The sequence below is a fragment of the Sphingomonas sp. P4_D12 genome (assembly GCF_056401895.1).
In genome coordinates this window covers 295,297-312,943 of the sequence record NZ_JBFUIL010000001.1, presented here as the reverse complement: position 1 = coordinate 312,943, position 17,647 = coordinate 295,297, and the positions used below count along the sequence as shown (strand labels likewise).

At 63.9% G+C, this 17,647-nt stretch carries 16 protein-coding genes and 1 tRNA gene; 11 read left to right on the top strand and 6 right to left on the bottom strand.

All coding sequences use genetic code 11. The features are described from left to right. Nucleotides 1-113 precede the first annotated feature (113 nt). Both AC1DSD_RS01425 and AC1DSD_RS01420 read right to left on the bottom strand, forming a co-directional pair. On the bottom strand, nucleotides 114-437 hold the full coding sequence (locus tag AC1DSD_RS01425) for a hypothetical protein (RefSeq protein ID WP_478027875.1): 324 nt from the start codon (nucleotides 435-437) through the stop codon (nucleotides 114-116). A 457-nt stretch (nucleotides 438-894) separates the two neighbouring features. Further along, nucleotides 895-2,049, bottom strand: a complete 1,155-nt coding sequence (locus tag AC1DSD_RS01420; protein ID WP_478027874.1) for a winged helix-turn-helix domain-containing protein — start codon at nucleotides 2,047-2,049, stop codon at nucleotides 895-897. Nucleotides 2,050-2,063: 14 nt separating this feature from the next. Between AC1DSD_RS01420 and AC1DSD_RS01415 the strand changes: the two genes are divergently transcribed. Then, nucleotides 2,064-2,330 carry a hypothetical protein gene (locus tag AC1DSD_RS01415; RefSeq protein ID WP_478027872.1) on the top strand — a complete coding sequence of 89 codons (267 nt, stop codon included), beginning with the start codon at nucleotides 2,064-2,066 and terminating at the stop codon, nucleotides 2,328-2,330. Nucleotides 2,331-2,602: 272 nt separating this feature from the next. Then, the gene (locus AC1DSD_RS01410) at nucleotides 2,603-3,019 is read left to right on the top strand and encodes a response regulator (protein WP_478027870.1); all 417 of its coding nucleotides are present in this window, start codon (nucleotides 2,603-2,605) and stop codon (nucleotides 3,017-3,019) included. Between the two features lie 51 nt (nucleotides 3,020-3,070). Here the strand turns inward: AC1DSD_RS01410 and AC1DSD_RS01405 are convergent, their stop codons facing one another. Both AC1DSD_RS01405 and AC1DSD_RS01400 read right to left on the bottom strand, forming a co-directional pair. Continuing rightward, nucleotides 3,071-3,352, bottom strand: coding sequence for a hypothetical protein (locus AC1DSD_RS01405; RefSeq protein WP_478027868.1), 282 nt, complete (start codon nucleotides 3,350-3,352; stop codon nucleotides 3,071-3,073). Nucleotides 3,353-3,691: 339 nt separating this feature from the next. Next, entirely contained in the window at nucleotides 3,692-3,838 is a 147-nt protein-coding gene (locus AC1DSD_RS01400; RefSeq protein ID WP_157082372.1) for a lmo0937 family membrane protein, read from the bottom strand. A 245-nt stretch (nucleotides 3,839-4,083) separates the two neighbouring features. Between AC1DSD_RS01400 and AC1DSD_RS01395 the strand changes: the two genes are divergently transcribed. The 8 genes from AC1DSD_RS01395 to AC1DSD_RS01360 all read left to right on the top strand — a co-directional run bounded on the left by AC1DSD_RS01395 (nucleotide 4,084) and on the right by AC1DSD_RS01360 (nucleotide 14,596). Beyond that, a tRNA-Glu gene (locus AC1DSD_RS01395) sits at nucleotides 4,084-4,159 on the top strand. 450 nt (nucleotides 4,160-4,609) lie between these two features. Beyond that, complete coding sequence (locus tag AC1DSD_RS01390; RefSeq protein ID WP_478027865.1) at nucleotides 4,610-6,262, top strand: B12-binding domain-containing radical SAM protein; 1,653 nt, start codon at nucleotides 4,610-4,612, stop codon at nucleotides 6,260-6,262. After that, complete coding sequence (locus AC1DSD_RS01385; RefSeq protein ID WP_478027863.1) at nucleotides 6,259-7,908, top strand: AMP-binding protein; 1,650 nt, start codon at nucleotides 6,259-6,261, stop codon at nucleotides 7,906-7,908. The genes AC1DSD_RS01390 and AC1DSD_RS01385 overlap by 4 nt, the downstream gene beginning before the upstream one ends. Beyond that, the gene (locus AC1DSD_RS01380; protein ID WP_478027861.1) at nucleotides 7,908-10,112 is read left to right on the top strand and encodes a cytochrome P450; all 2,205 of its coding nucleotides are present in this window, start codon (nucleotides 7,908-7,910) and stop codon (nucleotides 10,110-10,112) included. Before AC1DSD_RS01385 ends, AC1DSD_RS01380 begins: the two co-directional genes overlap by 1 nt. Next, the gene (locus tag AC1DSD_RS01375; RefSeq protein WP_478027859.1) at nucleotides 10,109-10,363 is read left to right on the top strand and encodes an acyl carrier protein; all 255 of its coding nucleotides are present in this window, start codon (nucleotides 10,109-10,111) and stop codon (nucleotides 10,361-10,363) included. The genes AC1DSD_RS01380 and AC1DSD_RS01375 overlap by 4 nt, the downstream gene beginning before the upstream one ends. Further along, nucleotides 10,360-12,060, top strand: coding sequence for a carbamoyltransferase family protein (locus AC1DSD_RS01370; RefSeq protein ID WP_478027858.1), 1,701 nt, complete (start codon nucleotides 10,360-10,362; stop codon nucleotides 12,058-12,060). Before AC1DSD_RS01375 ends, AC1DSD_RS01370 begins: the two co-directional genes overlap by 4 nt. Nucleotides 12,061-12,105: 45 nt before the next feature. Beyond that, nucleotides 12,106-13,605, top strand: a complete 1,500-nt coding sequence (locus AC1DSD_RS01365; protein ID WP_478028239.1) for an MBOAT family O-acyltransferase — start codon at nucleotides 12,106-12,108, stop codon at nucleotides 13,603-13,605. 97 nt (nucleotides 13,606-13,702) lie between these two features. After that, nucleotides 13,703-14,596: a hypothetical protein gene (locus AC1DSD_RS01360; RefSeq protein WP_478027856.1), complete on the top strand. Its 894-nt coding sequence runs from the start codon at nucleotides 13,703-13,705 to the stop codon at nucleotides 14,594-14,596. Between the two features lies 1 nt (nucleotide 14,597). On the opposite strand, the gene AC1DSD_RS01355 is transcribed toward AC1DSD_RS01360, so the two are convergent. After that, a complete protein-coding gene (locus AC1DSD_RS01355; RefSeq protein ID WP_478027854.1) occupies nucleotides 14,598-15,407 on the bottom strand; it encodes an amidohydrolase family protein in 810 nt (269 codons plus the stop codon). Then, nucleotides 15,404-16,669 (bottom strand): L-fucose:H+ symporter permease, encoded by a 1,266-nt coding sequence (gene fucP, locus AC1DSD_RS01350; protein ID WP_478027852.1) that lies wholly within the window; start codon nucleotides 16,667-16,669, stop codon nucleotides 15,404-15,406. Before fucP ends, AC1DSD_RS01355 begins: the two co-directional genes overlap by 4 nt. A 173-nt stretch (nucleotides 16,670-16,842) precedes the next feature. On the opposite strand from fucP, the gene AC1DSD_RS01345 reads away from it, so the two are divergent. Then, nucleotides 16,843-17,628 (top strand): IclR family transcriptional regulator, encoded by a 786-nt coding sequence (locus tag AC1DSD_RS01345; RefSeq protein ID WP_478027850.1) that lies wholly within the window; start codon nucleotides 16,843-16,845, stop codon nucleotides 17,626-17,628. The last annotated feature ends 19 nt before the right edge of the window (nucleotides 17,629-17,647 follow it).

Genomic DNA, 17,647 nt, shown 5'->3' with positions numbered 1-17,647 from the left:
ATGGTTAACGAGCCCATCGACCCAAGCCGAGCATTGCGGCTCCAACAATCCCGATTCTGTCCGGCTGTGCGTCGGGCGGGATGAGTGGACAATGCTAGGGTGATGTCGCCTCGTTAGGTCAGGGCGGGCGCAGTGAAGGCGTTCAAATCGGCGAGACCGAGCCGGCGTTCGATATCGGCGATTTTGTCGATCGCGATGTCGAAACCGTCGCCGCCGAAGGTGCGCCGCTCGATATCCTCGAACTGGTCGCCGAGTTCATCATAGCCTTTGGGACCGACTGCCTTTTTGAACGCGGGAACACGATCGTGTCCTCGCGCGCCGCGTGCGGTTCGTACATGCGCGCAAACGCGGTCAGCGTGCGTGCCAGCGGTTGGGCATCTGCAATGCCGACGCGGCCCGATTCGTCCGGTCGAGGACATAGGCAGTGCGATATGCACCCCTGATCCGTTCGGCGTCACGGCGGCGATGAGGAGGCATCGCGGCCGTGACGTCGTTCCATTGCGGACCTGGAACTTTCAACCTCTGTCGACCGTCTATCGATCGAGGTCCGATTCCGGGCCGAAAGGATTCCACATGAAATCTCTATTGATTGCCGCCGGCTTGGCGACGGCGCTGATCGGCTTGACTGCCCCGGCCGCTGCGCAGGACAGGCGTGAGGGCGTGACGCGTACGACCACGACGACCGAAAGGGTTCGCGACGGCGGACGCATCGAGCGCCATGTCGAGACGAGACGCGTGACCAGCCGTAGCGTTCGGCACAGGGGTTGGGGGGCTCGCCACTGCCACAATGTGAAACGGCACCATCGTTGGGTGCGCGTCTGCCATCGGCGCTGAATGTAACGAGGGGATGGCTCGTGATGGGCCATCCCTTTTGTGCGGGGACTCTCGGAGGCGTCAGCGCATCGTGACTCGGTCGAGCTGCAACCATGTTGCCATTTCGTCGAGCGTGGCCCGCAATCTTTCCCTGCTATCCGGCAGTGCGTCCGGTTCGAAATGCGCCTTCGCCAGCAACGTCCCGTGCTGTCGATCCGCCTTCAGATCGACGCGCGCTACCAATTGCTCGTCCATCAAAAACGGCAGCACGTAATAGCCATGCACCCGGCTCGCCGCCGGGGTGTAAATCTCGATGCGATAGCGCAGGCCGAACAATCGCTCGGTGCGGTCGCGGTGCCAGATCAGCGGATCGAACGGCGCCAGGAGCGCGCTGGCAGCGATGCGGCGCGGCGATCGTGCATCGCGATGCAGGAAAGCGGGCTGGCTCCATCCCTCTACCCGGACCGGCTGCAAGACGCCCGCATCGATCAGGTCGGCGATCGCGTTGTCCTTCTCCACCGGCTTGAGCCGGAAGTAATCGCGCAGTTCGGCCGCGGTGGCGACACCCAGCGCGCGCGCCGCGCGATCGATCAGCTGGCGCCGGGCGTCGCGTTCCTCTGGCGCCGGCAGTGCGAGGATCGCCGCAGGGATGACCCGATCGGTCAAATCATAGACGCGCTCGAAGCTCCGCCGCCGGGTCGCGGTGGTCAGGTGGCCGGCATAGAACAGCCATTCGAGCGCACGCTTGGTGTCGCCCCATTCCCACCATCCTGACCGGCTTTTGCCGTGCGGGAAGTCGGACGCGGCGAGCGGCCCCTCCGCCGCGATCCTGGCGAGGATGGCGTCGGCTTGCGGGCGCTGTTCGGTCGCGAAGCGGCGCAGCGCACCATAACCCACCTCCCCGCGATCGGCGCGCGCCATGCGCCAGCGCATCAGCGGAAACAGGTCCAGCGGAAGCAGCGAGGCTTCGTGCGCCCAATATTCGAACAATCGGCGGTCGCGCCTGCCACCCCACGCCGCTCTGTCGAGCAGGTCGCGATCATAGCATCCCAGCCGCGAGAAGGCGGGCAGATAATGCGCCCGGGCGACCACGTTGACGCTGTCGATCTGGTGGAGGTTCAGCCGATCGATCAGGCGCCCCAGCTGCGCGCGGCCGACCGAAGACCCACGGCGCGCACCGAAGCCCTGAGCGGCGAGGACGATACGTCGCGCCTGGGCAAGGGAGATGTCGGACATATGCGCGCCTATCGATGCCCGATCTGCTGAATGCCGAGCCGGAGCGCCCGTATGGGCATTCGGGTCAATGCGTGTCGACCGGCGGGATGTCCGATCCCTGGACGGTGAACAATCCCGTCACCCCGCCGTTCGCGGCGAACACGGCCAGGCTGATGACGACGACCAAAGCGGCCGACGCGATGACGATCTTGCGCCGCCTGATCTTTGCCGAATGCGACCGACGCCGTCCCCGTGTTCTGCCGCCCATCGTGATTCTGCGCTCCCCTGACGATCAATATTGAGTCCGGGTCTTAATCGCGACAACCAGCCCGATGATCAATCGCCTGATCGCCCGTCCCTGCCCACGGGGCAACCGCTATCGCGCGTGGTGACCCGAGCGCCCTCTGCTCGCCTCTCCAACACCCCAAGTTGTATATCTACGGAGGGCGTCCTGAACCTCCATGCAATAACGGCGTCCGCATAGAACGGGAACCGGCAAGGAGGAAAAGGTGATCGATTTCCGTGTCTTCTCGTCCCGCCCACTCCTTGTCGGACCACCTGAGGAGCTGACGCCATGGCGTTCAACATTCTGGTCGTCGATGATTCGCTGACAGTCAGGGCGATCATCGAGGAATTGCTGGCGACGCAGAAGGATATGCAGATCGTCGGTTCGGCGGGGAGCGTGCAAGCGGCGCGCGACCTGATAGGCCAGTTCGTGCCCAGCGTCATCATCCTCGATCTGGCGATGCCCGGGATCGACGGGTTCGCCTTTCTGGACGAGCTTGCGGGCCATCCGCATGCACCGGTGCTGGTCGTGTCGTCGCATACCGTCGCGGGGTCGGCGAGCGAGGCGGAAGCGGTCGAACGCGGCGCCTTTGCCTGCTTCGACAAGGCGCTGCTGTTGCGCCAGGGAAGTCGGTTCACCGCTTTGGTACGGAAAGCCCTTGCCAGCACGACCGCGCTAGCTCGAACCGAGCGCGCGGCCGCCTGACGTCGGGATGGGCGGCGAAGGAGGAAGCGCCCTCCACCGCCCGAACCGATCTTACTTCTTCTTCGCGTCGATCGCGTCGGCCTTGTTCTCCCCCGCGTCGCGGACGGCATCGGCCTTGTTGTTCAACGCGTCCGCCGCATTGTCCGCGGCTGCCTTGTCGTCGGCGGCGATGTTGCTGCCCTCGTCGCGAATCGCGGAGGCATTGGCATCCATCGCATCGGCGGTGTTGTCGGCGGCGGCCTGGACGTTGTCGGCGGCGTCAGTCTTGTGACCGCAGGCGCCGAGCGGCAACAGCGTGAGGGCCGCAGCGGCGGCGAGGAACTTCTTGATCATGCGCATCCCCTTCTAGGAACGGTTCGAGTATCGGCCCGGCGCACTGTTCCGTCGGAACAATGACCATCACCGATCGGGGTCGAAACACCCATGTCGCCCGGTTGTTTCATGAGAACATCATTTTTCGGAAACGAAGCGCGTTGCGGAAACTCTCTTGGAGAGGGCCGATCCACGCGAGAACCCGTTGCCGGTGAGCGCCGACCGCCTGTCATGCGATGCGAACCCCGCAATGTTGCCCGGCGGCGTTCGTCCGCCGGGCTTTTCGTGCACTCTCATCTTGGCACTGTCGTGCACGCACGACGTCCGAGATCGACGTCGCCAGGTGAGGGTGCCCTCAGCCTAGATGGCGCGACGCCCCTGGATCAGGCGAACCACCACCACGACCAGCGCGATCACCAGCAACAGGTGAATGAGGCTGCCGACGTGGAGCACGGTGAAACCGAGCAGCCACAGCACCAGCAGGATGACGACGATTGTCCAGAGCATTTTTTATCCTTCCTGTTTTGGCCGGGCGGAAAGGCTCGTACCCGACCATCCTGCCCCGCAGGGTGAAAGACGTTCGTTACGGCTTCGGGTTCCGTCGAGCCCGCGCTGGGCAAACGAGATCGGGGCGTGATCGCGCCTGACTCGGGCGGGATTTGATCGAACCCGCAACCGCCCTCGCTCAGTCCGCTCAATCACCTTGACGCATCCGGACAACGCCCCTAGAGGCCCCGCTTCGCGTTACCGCCGGCCCCTTCGTCTAGCGGTCTAGGACGTCGCCCTCTCACGGCGAAAACACGGGTTCGATTCCCGTAGGGGTCACCAGCAGGCCGGGCGTGCCCGTTTTCCCGCGAATTCCGGCAGGTCTACGCAATTATACTCCCAATTCGGCCCACACTTTGTGGCGGCCTTGATGGGCTCCTCCGAGCACTGACAAGCCTTTCGACCGTATGGCTACCGCGCATCCAACTTCCGGACGTTCGGACGCGATCGGTACGATCCCGACAGCTATTGCCGTTCGGAATGTGTCAGACGACCGTTATTGTTGGAAAGTTGCCGTTACCGCCAGCGCGATTGCCATATTTGAATCTCGCCGACCGGAGCTGCCAACACGCCGGCGCCCACAATTACTTCAATATCGAACGCCATTTTGTTGATCGCCGAGCTACTGTTCGACCAACCAGAATTTGGTCCGTTCGAGTCGAGTATCGGGAGCGCCGGTACTGACGGAAATATTTTGCAAAATCTGCCCGCACCCCCCAAGCTGGCGGGCACATGACACGATTTCTCCTCATCGCTCCCAAACCGCCATGGGAGGTGGACTTCCGCGGTTTGGGCAGTGCCGGGATGGGGATGACACGAGTGCCGTCACTGGCGGCCGCAACCGTCGCCGCACTCGCACCGGTGGGGATCGTTCCCAAGATCGTCGATGAAGCAGTCGAACCGGTAGACTTCGGCCTGGCGGCCGACTTCGTTGGCATCACCGCCAATATCTCGCAGGCGGAGCGCGCAATCGCGATCGCGCGTGGCTTTCGGGCGCGCGGCCGCACCGTTGTGATTGGCGGACCGCACGTGTCGCTCGATCCAAGCGCCTTCGCGGAAGAATGCGATGTGATGGTGATCGGCGAGTTCGAGCCTGTCGCAGATGAATTCTATCGGGATATGCTGAAAGGGACGCTCAAGCCCGTCTACCGAGGCGACAGGGCCGAAATGTCGAACTCGCCGATTCCGGCCTGGCAGTTGATCGACCCCGACCGCGCGCTGATCGGCATCGCCCAGACCAGCCGCGGCTGCCCCTTCGAGTGCAATTTTTGCGACGTGATCCAGTATTTGGGTCGCCGACAGCGTCATAAGAACGATGCGCAAGTCGTGGCGGAGTTGCAAACCCTCTATGATCTTGGCTTCAACCAGATCCAGCTCGCCGACGATAATCTCACTGTATACCGCAAGCGCGCGACGTCGCTGTTGACGTCGATTCGGGATTGGAACGGTGGGGACGGCCGCGACCATGTCTCGTTCAGCACGCAAGTGTCGATCGACATCGCTCGGGACGATGAGATGCTGCAGCTTTGCGCCGAAGCAGGGCTGAACTCGGTGTTTATCGGCGTGGAGACGATCAACCAGGAGAGCCTGCGGGCAAGCAACAAGCGGCAGAATCTGAACGTTGATCTCGCCGCCCAGGTCAGCCACGTCGTGTCGCACGGCGTCCAGGTCGATCCTGGCTTGATGGTCGGCTTCGATGCGGACACGCTTCGCATCTTCGAGCAGCAATTCGAATTTGCGATGCAATTGCCAGTGGCAACCCTGAAGGTTTCGGTGCTGGTCGCCCCCGTCGCAACACCACTTTATGAGCAGATGCGCGCCACCGGGCGTCTGGCCGCGGGATCGCCGCTCGACATGTTCCCCGGGACCGACAGCATGTCGAACATCCTGCCGGCACAGATGTCGCGCGAGCAATTGCAGATCGGGGCACGCTGGCTCGTGAGCCGGCTCCACAGCCCCGCCGCTTTCAGCCACCGGCTGCGGCATATTGCGCGCTTAATCCCACCTAACCCGCTGCGGCATCGCGGATCAGGCAAGCTCCACAACCCGCCAGGTCGGAACCGAAGTAACCGTCTGTATGCGCGATTGATGATCGCGGTCGCCAAGAGCGGGCCGGACGCGGCGCGGGTAATCGACGAAGCCACCGGGCTCATGCGGCTCCGCCCCGACATCGCCGATGGCATCGGACGCGCGCTCGGATCATGGGCCCTGAACTATTATAGTTTCGTGCAGAAACGAGCATATGACGACGAGTGGGCACGACTGCCGGCACCGCCGTTTGACACCGCCCTGAGAACGCCGAACCTCGTCGGCTTGCCGCAGCCCGTGCCCCAGAACGCCCGGACCTTGGCGGCGCGCAACAATTCTGGTGCCGTGGCCCGATGAACGACCTCGCTGACGCCATCTGGCGCCGTCTAGCCACCAACGACAAGACAATGTTGACGGTCTGCGGCCAGCGCGAAGCGGACGAGAGTCAATTCTTTACCGGTCGCGATTTGCATGACACCTCGGCTCGATGGGCTGCGGTCTTTAGTGAAATATTCCCGGTCGGTTCAGGGCCTGTCGTTCTGGCAATGCCGCAGGGCAGCGAATTCACCACTGCCTTGCTCGGCGCGGTCTATGCCGGTCTGACGGTCGTTCCCCTCGCGATTCCCCGCAACCCGACCCAACGGGAGCGTTTCGCGGCTATCGTCGCCGACTGCGCGGCAGAAGGAATAATCTGCACAGCTTCGGTCCGCGCGGCGATCGATGCTGCCCTGGCGGAATCGCCAGGTCCTCGCTTCGGCATCATGGAAGTCGATGACTTACCCGCCATGGCGCCATTGGCGGCGGCGCGCTCTTGCGCAGGCGGTCCGGCCGTAATTCAATACACCTCCGGCACCAGCCGCTTTCCGCGCGGCGTGAAGGTGGGCGGAGCCGCCATCCTCGCCAACGCTGCGCATTGCTTTGCCGCCTGGGGCTTCGATGAGCGGCAAGTCGTGGTGAATTGGCTGCCGCATTTCCATGACATGGGACTGCTCGGTGGGAACATCTATCCGATCTTGGTCGGCGCCAGCAGCGTTCAACTTGACCCTTTTCGGGTCATCCAGCGACCCTCGCGTTGGCTCAGGGCGATATCCGATCATGGCGGCACATTCAGCGGCGGACCCGCCTTTGCCTTTGCGCAGTGCGTGCAAAACATACGCGACGACGAGTGTGAGGGCCTCGACCTTTCGCGGTGGTCGGCCGCATATTGCGGCGCCGAGCCGGTGCCGGCAGCGCTGATCACCGCATTTCGCTCTCGATTTGCGCGCTTTGGGTTACAGACAAGAGCTGTCTTCGCTTGTTACGGCCTCGCCGAGTACAGCCTGATGGCTGCTGGCGCGCACGCCCTGAAGGCCGCGATCGAGCCGGTGCCACCACCGATCTGCGCTGGCGTGGCGCCCTGCCGCCTGACCGAGGCCGTGGCTCGCACCATCCGTATCATTGACCCGGCCCAAGGCGCAGTTCTGCGCGATGGCGAGATGGGCGAAATCTGCTTGCACGGACCATCGGTCGCCGGTGGTTATGTCGGCCAATCAGCCGAAAGCGAGGAGACGTTCCGCCACGTCATCCCGGGGCAGGACGAGACTTGGCTTCGCACCGGCGACATAGGCGTGATCAGCGATCGCAATCTCTACGTCGTCGGGCGTCTGAAGGACGTCTTGACAGTAAATGGCCGCAAAGTCGCGGCATCCGAAATCGAGTGGTTGGCAGCGCAAATGGAACCCGCGCTCAACCCGATGGCAGCGGCGGCGTTCATGCCGGACGAAATGCGGTCCGGCGAAGCGGCGTTGCTGATAGAGATGCGTGCCGCGCGAACCGTGCTCCCCGACCCGGACAAGGTCCGCCAGCAAATCGCGCAGGCTGTTGCCGGCACCTTTGGGATCAAACTGCTCGACGTCGAACTGGTCGATCGTGGGACGCTGCCCCGGACGAGCAGCGGAAAGATCCGCCGCCGCGAAGCCGCTGCGCTGTATCGCCAGGGTGCGGCGAACGCGGCGTGCGCCTGATGAGGTCGACCAACGAACAATCGGCCCCGCGACCGGGCCGATCGCCTGCTCTGTGGCGCATCGATGACGGCGCCGCGGCGAGTGCAGTGCTGCGTGACCGCTCGTGGACCGTAATCGACCTCGGCAGCCACATCGCGCGGCTACAGGCGGAAACAGGAGAAGATTTCTCCTTGCTGATCGCGATCGCCCGTAGCTCGTTGATCTATCAATCCGGCAAGGATCATCTCCGCACCCGGCGCGCCATCGCAAAATTCTTCGGTATCTCCGGTGTCGAGCAATGGCGCGGCGTCATAGAAGAAGAAGTTCGCCGAGCTATGGACCGGTTGGCGTCGAGCGGAGCGCCGGACCTTGTTCGCGATTTCGTCGATCCGGTGTTCGTCGCCTGTATCGGCAGGATAACGGGGTTGCGGGCCGGCGACGAACGCGGGGTGCTCGACAGCATCGCGGCCACCCGAGAATTGACAGAGCCTTTATTGCCGATCCGCAGACTGCGCGCCGCGCAGGCCGGTTTCCAATTTCTGTCGGACTTGCTGCAGCCGGCGGGCGCGTTCGCTTTCGACGACGGGCCGGCGCCGTTGCGCGACGTTCTTGCCGGCAGTGCCCTGCCCGACGGCGTCTCCGCGGAAGCACTCACAATTTCGCTCATTGTCGCCGCGCACACCGCAGCGGAAAGCCTGGGGCTTGCCCTAGCCGGGATTTTGCGCCGTGGTTCGACCGCGTGGCGCGCGGCTGCCGACTTGGAATGGTCGGATCTGGAACTCGACAGCCTCTTTCGGGAGCATTCTTCCACGCTCATGCTGTATCGTGTTGCTGATCGCGACGCTCGGGTGATGGGCTGTCCAGTGCACAGCGGCGATATCGCAGCGATCGACGTTCGCTCGATCAACGCCGCCACCGCGCTGCAGCCGCAGCGGCAATTGTCATTCGGGGAAGGCGCCCACCGCTGCCCCGGAGCGGAGCTTGCGCGGCTTATTTACCGCATTGCCGTGCCCGCGCTCGCCGGCCGATTTTCCGCATTACAGCTCGATGAGTCGGGAGTCCGAGTCGAACGCACTACGATGGTCCGGTCTCCCGTCGCACTGCCCTGTACTGGCACCGGGTTGCGTCGGCGCAGTGCCAAGATGTGGGAGATCGGCGACCACGATCTTGCGCGTCGCATCGCCGCCGACGACACGTTGTTCGGACCACCGGACATGACCGAGCATCTTCGGTCACTGCAGGCGGCAAGTGGAAAGGACTTGTCGGTTGCGATCCGAATCGCGCGCAATGCGCCGTTCTTTCTATCCGGCGAAAGGCACCAGGCCATTCGGCTGCTGACCCTGGACGTCCTCGGCAACAATCGATTGCCGGCATGGACGCCGTTCATCGACGAAACCGTCGAGCAACTGCTTGATGCGCTTCCGTCGGGCGGACAAGCCGATCTGATCCGAGACTTTTGCGAGCCGTTGTTCCGCGCGGTAACGCAAAAGGTGCTGGGTCTTCATCCCACCGATCCGGCGCGGTTCGACGCCATCGCACCAAAATTGCAGGAATTGCTCGAACCTTTGCTGTCGCTGCGAAACATCGTTCGGCTACAGGGCGTGTGCACGGAACTGCTTGATTTAACGGCAGCGGGACAGGGCCAACCGCGTCCGGACCTGCCGCCCTCACTGCTGGCCAAGCTGATCGCGCAAGCGCCCGAAGGTTTCGACCAGGACGACTGCCATGCTTTGGCGCTCGTACTTTACGGAGCGAGCTTCAATATCGCCTACACCCTGGGAAATGCGTTGTGGCGGCTGGCGGACATTGCGCCGGATCGGCGCGTCGAATTTCTTGAGCCGAGCAACGCGGGCTGGCTGGATCGCGACGTGCTTCCAAACGCCGCTTCGCCCCGCTTCATCTACCGTACCGCTCGCATCGACGGCGAAATCGGCGGCGTTAGGTTCGCAAGCGGCGATACGATGCAGCTTCACCTCGATCAGGTTAACGCCGGCCGCGGAGCGGGCCATCTCGCGCTCGGGCACGGCTTGCATCGCTGCTTGGGTGCATCGCTCGCGCGGTTGCTCATGCGGCGTGCGCTGCCCGCTTTCGTCGGCCGATTTCCCAATTTTACGCTGACCAGCAAGCCGTCATGGATCCCCAATTCTCAAACGCGTGTGCTCGGGGGCCTTGCGGCGAACCTGACGACCGCACCCACTCCTGTCCAACTGCAGAAAGCATTATGAGCCAAGTCGACATTGCGGAGGTCAGCGACTTCCTGGCATCCGAAATCAGCCGCCGCACCGGCGTACCTCAGTCGGCGCTCGGCCCATCGACCGTCCTGGTGGATATTGGGCTGCAATCGCTCGATGCAGTCATGATCTGCGGTGAGATCGAGGACAAATACGCGATCGAGGTCGAACCGACGATGATGTTCGAGTACCGCACCTTTGGCGAAGTCCTGCAGGCGGTCGGGGAGCTTCTGGCCACCGTATGAGCAAATGGTATTTGGGGCTGTCCACCTCAGGACACGATCCAGCCCTGGCCCTGGTCGACGAAAGCGGACGAGTCGCGTTCGCCGAGGCGACTGAGCGATACCTCCAGGACAAGCGCGCTTGGGGGGCTGCGCCGGACCATGTCGGTCACCTCGAGAGTGCGTTGGCGGCCATCGGCTTCGATCCGGCTGCGGACGAACTGGTGGTGGCGTCGAGTTGGGCGCGAGTGAAGGCAAATTTGCCAGTCCGCGTATCCAATGCGCTGCTTCCCGCCAGCGACGGCTTGTGGCTGCGCGGGTTGCAAGCGCATGCCGTAGAGGCGGCCGGTGCTTCATTGCTTCGACTGGGCCTCGCTGCGGAGCAGCCCGAGGTGCTGCGTTTCGACCACCACGAATGTCATGCCGCCGCCGCATGCTACAGCGCGCCTTTCGCCGACGGATTGTGCTTGGTGATCGATGGGGAAGGAGAGGTCGGTGCTGCAAGCCTGTACAGAGTACGGGCAGGGCGAGCGGAGCGCCTCTGGCGGTCTTGGGGCCCGGGAAGTCTCGGCACTTTCTATGCCTGGCTCACCGGACAATGCGGCTTCGACTGGCGCGCGGGCGAGGAATGGAAGGTCATGGGCCTGGCTGCTTTCGGAACGCCCGACCCCATGCTGGTCGAGGCGCTCCAAGCCATGCTGACGATGGACAAGGGCCGGCCGCAGCTCGGATCGGCGGACGCGATTGCTCGCGCGGTGCGCGCCGCCGGCGCTTATCGGCGCAACGCCGGCGATCCTGCAGAGAAAGGCGCGGACCTCGCCGCCAGCGGCCAGTTGGCTTATGCGATGTTGGTCGATCAGATGCTTGCGGCGTGTGTACCGCTCGGCGAGACAAACTTGATCCTGACCGGCGGATGTGCGCTCAATTCATCCTATAACGGCACCATAAGAGGGCGTTTCGGGTTCGAGCGCGTGCACGTGCCGCCAGCGCCCGCCGACGACGGCAACGCTATCGGAGCCGCGTTGCTCGCTTGGCGGCAGGACCATCCCGCTGCGGCAATACCGTTCGCTCGGACGTCGCCCTTCCTGGGCACGGCGATCCCGCGGCGAGCAATCGATCTGGCGGCCCAGGCCCAAGGTCTAGCGAGCGTGACGCAAAGCGCACAGCCCGCGGCATTGCTCGCCAAGCGGTTGGCCGCGGGATCGATCATCGGCGTCATGCGAGGCGCCGCTGAATTCGGGCCACGTGCGCTGGGCCACCGCTCGATCTTGGCCGATCCGCGCCCGCGGGACATGAAGGAGCGCATCAATAATCGCGTGAAGGGCCGCGAAACCTATCGCCCATTTGCCCCCGTGATCGCCGCCACCCAGACCCATGAATGGTTCGATCGCGCACAGCCGTCGCCCTATATGGGTTTTACGCTCCCTTGGCAGGCGGAAAAGCGCGATCGGGTGCCAGCGGTCGTGCATCACGACGGAACCGGGCGCTTGCAGACGGTCGACCAGGAAAGCAATCCGTGGATGGCCGAGCTGCTTTCAGCGTTTGAACGCGAGACCGGGGTGCCGATCGTGCTCAACACCAGCTTCAACGTCATGGGCAAGCCGATCGTTCACACCGTACAGGATGCGATGGCGGTCCTCGCGACGACCGGCTTGGACGGCGTGCTGCTGGACGACGTCTTGATCGAAAAGAGCACCTCTCCCGCCGCGCCCTTGCAATAGGGGCGCACCATAGCTTTTGTCGCGCCTGCTTTCGTCTTGCTGTTCGTGCCGATTACGATCGGCACGTTCCTGCTCCTGTGCAGGCGGTGTCCTCCGCTCGCCGTTGCGGCGCTGCTGATCGCTGCCGCGCTATACTGCTGGATCACCGACCTCCGGACGCTGGTCTGGTTGAGCATATCGCTGGTCGCGAATTACATGCTGATGACGGTGATCCGGGCGAGACCAAGCGAGCGGGAGCGCCGCTGGCTGACTGCGCTCGGGATCGTGGCGAACCTGGCACCGCTCGTTGCGTACAAATGGCTGGCGGCGCATCCGGATCAGATTGGCGCAGCGGCAGCGGTGGGACCGGATCGCCTCTTGGTCATCCAGTCGGCGGTCGTCCCGCTGGGAATGGCGTTCTTCACCTTGCAGCAGATCACTTTTCTGATCGACGCAGGAAATCGGGCACGCCAGCCGCTCGGCTTCGCGCGGTATGCGGCCTGGGGTTCGTTATTCGCCCAACTCCCGGCCGGACCAATCGCGCCCTACCGGACAATGGCAGAGCAATATGCCAGGCTGGGGCGTTCGGTGCCGTCACGCGAGATGGTATTTCGCGGAGCGACGTTATTTCTGGCCGGCCTCGTCAAGAAGGCATGGATCGCCGATCCGCTCGGGAATGCGGTGGAAGCCGCATCGAACGCGGTCCAGTCGGGACACTTTCAAGCGACCGATGCCTGGACGTTGAGCTGGGGCTTCCTCCTGCAATTATATTTCGATTTTTCGGCTTACTCGGACATCGCGATCGGGCTGGCGCTGTGTGTCGGCATTAAACTGCCGATCAATTTCAATTCGCCGCTAAAGGCATCTTCGCCTGGTGACTATGTCATGCGCTGGCATGTCAGCCTGATGATGTTCGTACGCTTTTATGTCTTCGAGCCAGTGTTCAAGCTTGCACGACGGTTGCCGGTGCGACCTACCGCGCGCCGCTATGCGGTCGCTTGGTCGCTGGCGATGGTGACGGCGTTCGTCGCGGTCGGGCTTTGGCACACGCTGGCACTCACGAATGTTCTGGAGGCGGTCGTGTTGGGCCTGCTGCTCGTTGTCATACAAACACTTCGCCTGCGTTGGCGGACACGACCGCGGACGCTGCGCCCCGCCGGCAAGATCGCGGTGCACCTGGTCACCCGGGTCGGAATACTATTCGCCGCGGCGATCTTCGCGTTATTGTTGCGCACGAATGGCGGCGCAACGTCCATGCGTGTGATAGGCAGCATGCTCGATTTCGGCTCACTCCTACGGCAAGCGGCCGAGATCGGATTTGATCCGGGGGCATTGCGCCATGCAACTGCCGGCAACCGAGCACTGCTGGTCGCCACCCTGGTCGCGCTGCTATCGCCCAACACCATGCAGATCTTCGGAATTGGCGACGTTCCGGGATGCCCCCGTTGGATACGATGGCGTCCATCGCTGCGCTGGGGGTTCGCAAGTGGAATGTTGCTAGTAGCGGCTTTGGCCGGCATCGCCGCTCCCGTCGTCCCGCGCACGTTCATCTATGCCGATATCTGATAGAGCGGAGTGGCGACGGCATTGGGCCGGACTGCTGCTGGCGATCGTCTGCATTTTGCCGGTCGTATCGCTCAATTACTATGTCAATCCGGTCGGGTTGTTCGGCCCGCCTCGCCATCGTGCCATCAACCGTTTCACGCCGCTTTACGCCAGCGGTATCGTCAGCGAATTTGCGCGTCCCTCCTTTTATGATGATACGGTCGCCGATCAGGCGACCGACGTCTTCCTCTTCGGTAATTCACGCGCCGCTCACGGCCTGGATACGTGCGGCCATCCCGTCGCTCGGGTCACTGGCGCGGGTTGGGGCTTTGCCGAATTTGCCCCGCTGATCCGCCAGGCGCTGACGCGACGCAAACGCAAGGCCACCATTTTGCTGGAGTTGCCGCTGGTCGAAAGCTCCGCCTTCGCAGAGCCGCGCGCCGGGCTCGACGATCTGATATACGCCGCGCTCGCCCCCCGCGTCACCCGGGCATCGATCGAGACCGTACTCGCGAACCTGCCGTATCGCGGCCAGTCTCGGACTAGCGTGGCGGCGAACTGCGCCGCCGACAAAATAGCTGGGCCGGTCGCGCCGACCTCCGCGGATCCTGCGACCGAGCGGTCGGCCTACACGCATCCCGACCCGGTCGCCTATGCGCGCAACCTGGCCGGCTTAAGGCGAACCGTCGAGGGCGCGGACGAAGAATGCAGACGGAGCGGGATCCAGCACTCGATCATATTCTACCGTATGCCGCCGACCTGGTACGTGACGGCTGACGTGTTGGCAGTGAATCGACGGTCGGCAGCTGATATCCAGTCGGTGATCACGCCACGACGGCGCGGCACCGCCTGCGAGATCCGCTTCGCGGACTTTGTCGAGCGTCCTCCCGGTTCCGCGGTTGACCGCGCAAAATGGTCCGACCCTTCGTTGTGGTTGGACACCAGCCATCCGTCGCCAGCGCTCGGAAAGCTGATATTGCCCGCTTTATTGGCGGGGTCCGGCGCCGAGTGACTTAGACGAGCCGGACTCCACGTCCCGCAGAATCGTCACCGCCGGAAAGAGCGTAGATACGCCGTGCATTCCCGCCGAACACCGCGTCCCGCACGCTGGGGGCGATCTGGTCCTGCGCCTGCGCGAGCCAGGACGCATAATCCCCGACCAGGGTGAGGACGGGCCAATCGCTCCCCCAGATCAAGCGGTCGGTGCCGAATGCGTCGAGCAGTATCGCCGCGACCTCGGCGATGCGCGGCGTCAGTCCGGGTTCGGTGAGCAGCCCCGACAGCTTGCACGCGACATTGGGCCGATCGGCGATCGCGCGCATCTCGGCCTCCCAGCCGGGAAGATCGCCGGCATCGGGTTTGGCGGCATGGTCGATGACGATCGACAGCGCCGGATGCCGTGCGGCGAGGCGATGCAATGCGGCCAGGTGTCGCGGGCGGATCAGCGCGTCGAGCACCAGCCCGCTGTCGGCCATCGCGGCGAGGCCAGCGTCGATCGCGGGATCGTCATACCAGTCGGCGGGGCGATCCTGCACCATCGGGCGCAGCCCCTTGAGGATCGGGTGCAACGGCAACGTGCCGCGCAGATCGCTCCAGCCGACTATTCCCAGCACCAGCGGATCGTCGGCTAGCGACAGCAGCCAGTCGGTATCGGCGGCATTGTCCTGGCTCTGGACCAGCACCACGCCGTCAATCCCGTTGGACGCCGCCAGCGCGCGCAGCTCGGGCAGTTCGACATCGCGATGGATCGCATCGAGATCGGAAGGCGGCCAGGTGCAGCCATGCTCGCCGATCCGCCAGAGATGGACATGGGCATCGATCACGCCGGCTTCCGCACCGTCAATGCGAAGACGAGCACGACGAGGAAGCAGCAAGCGGGTACGGCCATCGCATTGACCATCGACCCGGTGCGGTCCGATACCAGACCCATCACCGCTGGAAAGACGGCGCCGCCGACGATCGCCATCACCAGTAGGGCGGCGGCCGACTTCGTCCGCGCTCCGAGGCCATCGACCGTCTCGGCGAAGATCGTCGGGTACATGATCGACATGAAGAAGCTCGAGGCGATCAACGCGATGATGCCGGTCATGCCTCCCGCGATCGTAGCGACGAGGCACAGCAAGGCGCCGGCGACCGCGAAAATAGCGAGCAGTGATGGCGCGCGCACCACGCCCATCAGCGCCGAGCCGACGAACCGCCCCGCCATGAAGGTGACGAGCGAGATGGTGAGATAGCCCGCCGCGACGCGCTCGGGCGTGCCGGGCACGGCGACCTCGGCGTAGCGGATGAGGAAACTCCACACGCCGACCTGCGCACCGACATAGAAGAATTGCGCTAGGACGCCGAGCAGGACCCGGCGATCGCGGAGCAGCGTGCGAAAATCGTCGAGCGCGCCGACATCTTCCTCGACGTCGCGCTGCGTCGCGATCGCGGGAAAGGCGGTCAACCGGATCAGCACCGCCCAAGCGAGCACGCCGAGGCCGATCAGCAGATAGGGTAACTGCACCGCGGCGGCTTCGCTCGCGCGCCATTGCGCCAATACCTCCGGAGACATTGCGGCGATCTCGGCGGGGCCGTGCGCCACGCCCGACAGGATGAACTGGCTGCCGATCACGATCCCGGTGATCGAGCCGAGCGGGTTGAACGCCTGAGCGAGATTGAGCCGCCGCGACGCGCTCTCCGGCGGTCCGAGCCGCGCGATGAGCGGGTTGGCCGACGTCTCGAGGAACGAAAGCCCGCTGGCGATGATGAACAAGGCGGCGAGGAAGAACGGATAGCTTTGCTGGCTCGCTGCCGGCCAGAACAGCAACGCACCGGCGCCGTAGAAGCAGAGGCCGAGCAATACCGCGGCGCGATAGCCGTAAGCACGCATGAACAAGGCGGCCGGAATGGCGAGGCAGAAATAGCCGAGATAGAAAGCCGATTGGACGAGCCCGGCCTGCAGGTCGCCGAGAACGAACAGCTTCTTGAAGTGTGCGATCAGGATATCGTTGAGATTGTTCGCGATTCCCCACAGGAAGAACAGTGCGACAATCAGCACAAACGGCAACAGCCGCGTCTTCGGCACCGGCGGTTCCTCGGTCATATCAATCCCTCCCGTCGATCCGGAGCACCGGCACGACCTCTCTCCGATTATGCTGGCGAGCCTAGAGCAATTTTTCTCCTGGCAAAGCTGTTTTTTACCAGTGAACAAAGTTAGATGGATCGACGCGGGAGGGCCATCATGCCAAAGACAGGATGAAGGCGAGGACGTTATCGATGGCTGACGATGAGGATCGCGGCGGGGATTCGCGGTATCGCGCGCCGGCGCTCGAAAAGGGGCTGGACGTGCTGGAATTGCTGGCGGCGCAGGCTGACGCGATGACGCTGACGGAAATCGTCCACGCGCTCGGCCGGTCGCACGGCGAGCTGTTCCGCATGGTCCAGGTGCTCGAACAGCGCGGCTATATCGAACAGTATCCGTCCGATGACGGCTATCGCCTGACCGATAGGCTGTTCTCGCTCGGCATGCAGCAGCCGCGCACCGCCAATCTGATCGAAATCGCCTTGCCGGTGATGCGTCAACTCGCGCTCGACCTCGGCCAGTCATGCCATCTCGCGCTGCATACGCGCGGGCAAATGGTGGTGGTGGCGCGGATGGAATCGGCCGAGCAACTCGGTTTCTCGGTACGGGTCGGCTATCGCCGCCCGCTGATGCAGACCGCGTCGGGCGTGATCCTCTACGCGCATCAGCCCGAGGAGGTTCGCCGCCGGTGGGAAAAGATGTTCGATCCGCCGATCCCCGAAGCCGAGATGGCGGCGCTGCGCGCACGCGCCGACGAGATTGCCGAACGCCATGTCGAACACACGCCCAGCCAATTCGTCGCCGGGATCACCGACATTTCCGCACCGGTGATGCGGGGCGGCAGCGCGGCCGCGGCGCTGACCGTCCCCTATCTGAAGAAGATCCAGCCATCGGTGTCCGCGCGCGACACCGCGGCGTTGGTACGCAAGGCGGCGGAGGCGATTTCCGATCAACTCGTCGAGGGCGACAGCCGCGCCTAGAGTTTGTTTTGGCGGTGCC

Bases quoted from the DNA above. Each gene is read 5' to 3' on its own strand.
- AC1DSD_RS01415 (WP_478027872.1), top strand. From the start codon at position 2,064: ATGCCCGATCTGCTGAATGCCGAGCCGGAGCGCCCGTATGGGCATTCG.
- AC1DSD_RS01405 (WP_478027868.1), bottom strand. From the start codon at position 3,352: ATGATCAAGAAGTTCCTCGCCGCCGCTGCGGCCCTCACGCTGTTGCCG.
- fucP (WP_478027852.1), bottom strand. From the start codon at position 16,669: ATGACCGAGGAACCGCCGGTGCCGAAGACGCGGCTGTTGCCGTTTGTG.
- AC1DSD_RS01410 (WP_478027870.1), top strand. From the start codon at position 2,603: ATGGCGTTCAACATTCTGGTCGTCGATGATTCGCTGACAGTCAGGGCG.
- AC1DSD_RS01375 (WP_478027859.1), top strand. From the start codon at position 10,109: ATGAGCCAAGTCGACATTGCGGAGGTCAGCGACTTCCTGGCATCCGAA.
- AC1DSD_RS01385 (WP_478027863.1), top strand. From the start codon at position 6,259: ATGAACGACCTCGCTGACGCCATCTGGCGCCGTCTAGCCACCAACGAC.
- AC1DSD_RS01380 (WP_478027861.1), top strand. From the start codon at position 7,908: ATGAGGTCGACCAACGAACAATCGGCCCCGCGACCGGGCCGATCGCCT.
- AC1DSD_RS01370 (WP_478027858.1), top strand. From the start codon at position 10,360: ATGAGCAAATGGTATTTGGGGCTGTCCACCTCAGGACACGATCCAGCC.
- AC1DSD_RS01400 (WP_157082372.1), bottom strand. From the start codon at position 3,838: ATGCTCTGGACAATCGTCGTCATCCTGCTGGTGCTGTGGCTGCTCGGT.
- AC1DSD_RS01420 (WP_478027874.1), bottom strand. From the start codon at position 2,049: ATGTCCGACATCTCCCTTGCCCAGGCGCGACGTATCGTCCTCGCCGCT.
- AC1DSD_RS01345 (WP_478027850.1), top strand. From the start codon at position 16,843: ATGGCTGACGATGAGGATCGCGGCGGGGATTCGCGGTATCGCGCGCCG.
- AC1DSD_RS01390 (WP_478027865.1), top strand. From the start codon at position 4,610: ATGACACGATTTCTCCTCATCGCTCCCAAACCGCCATGGGAGGTGGAC.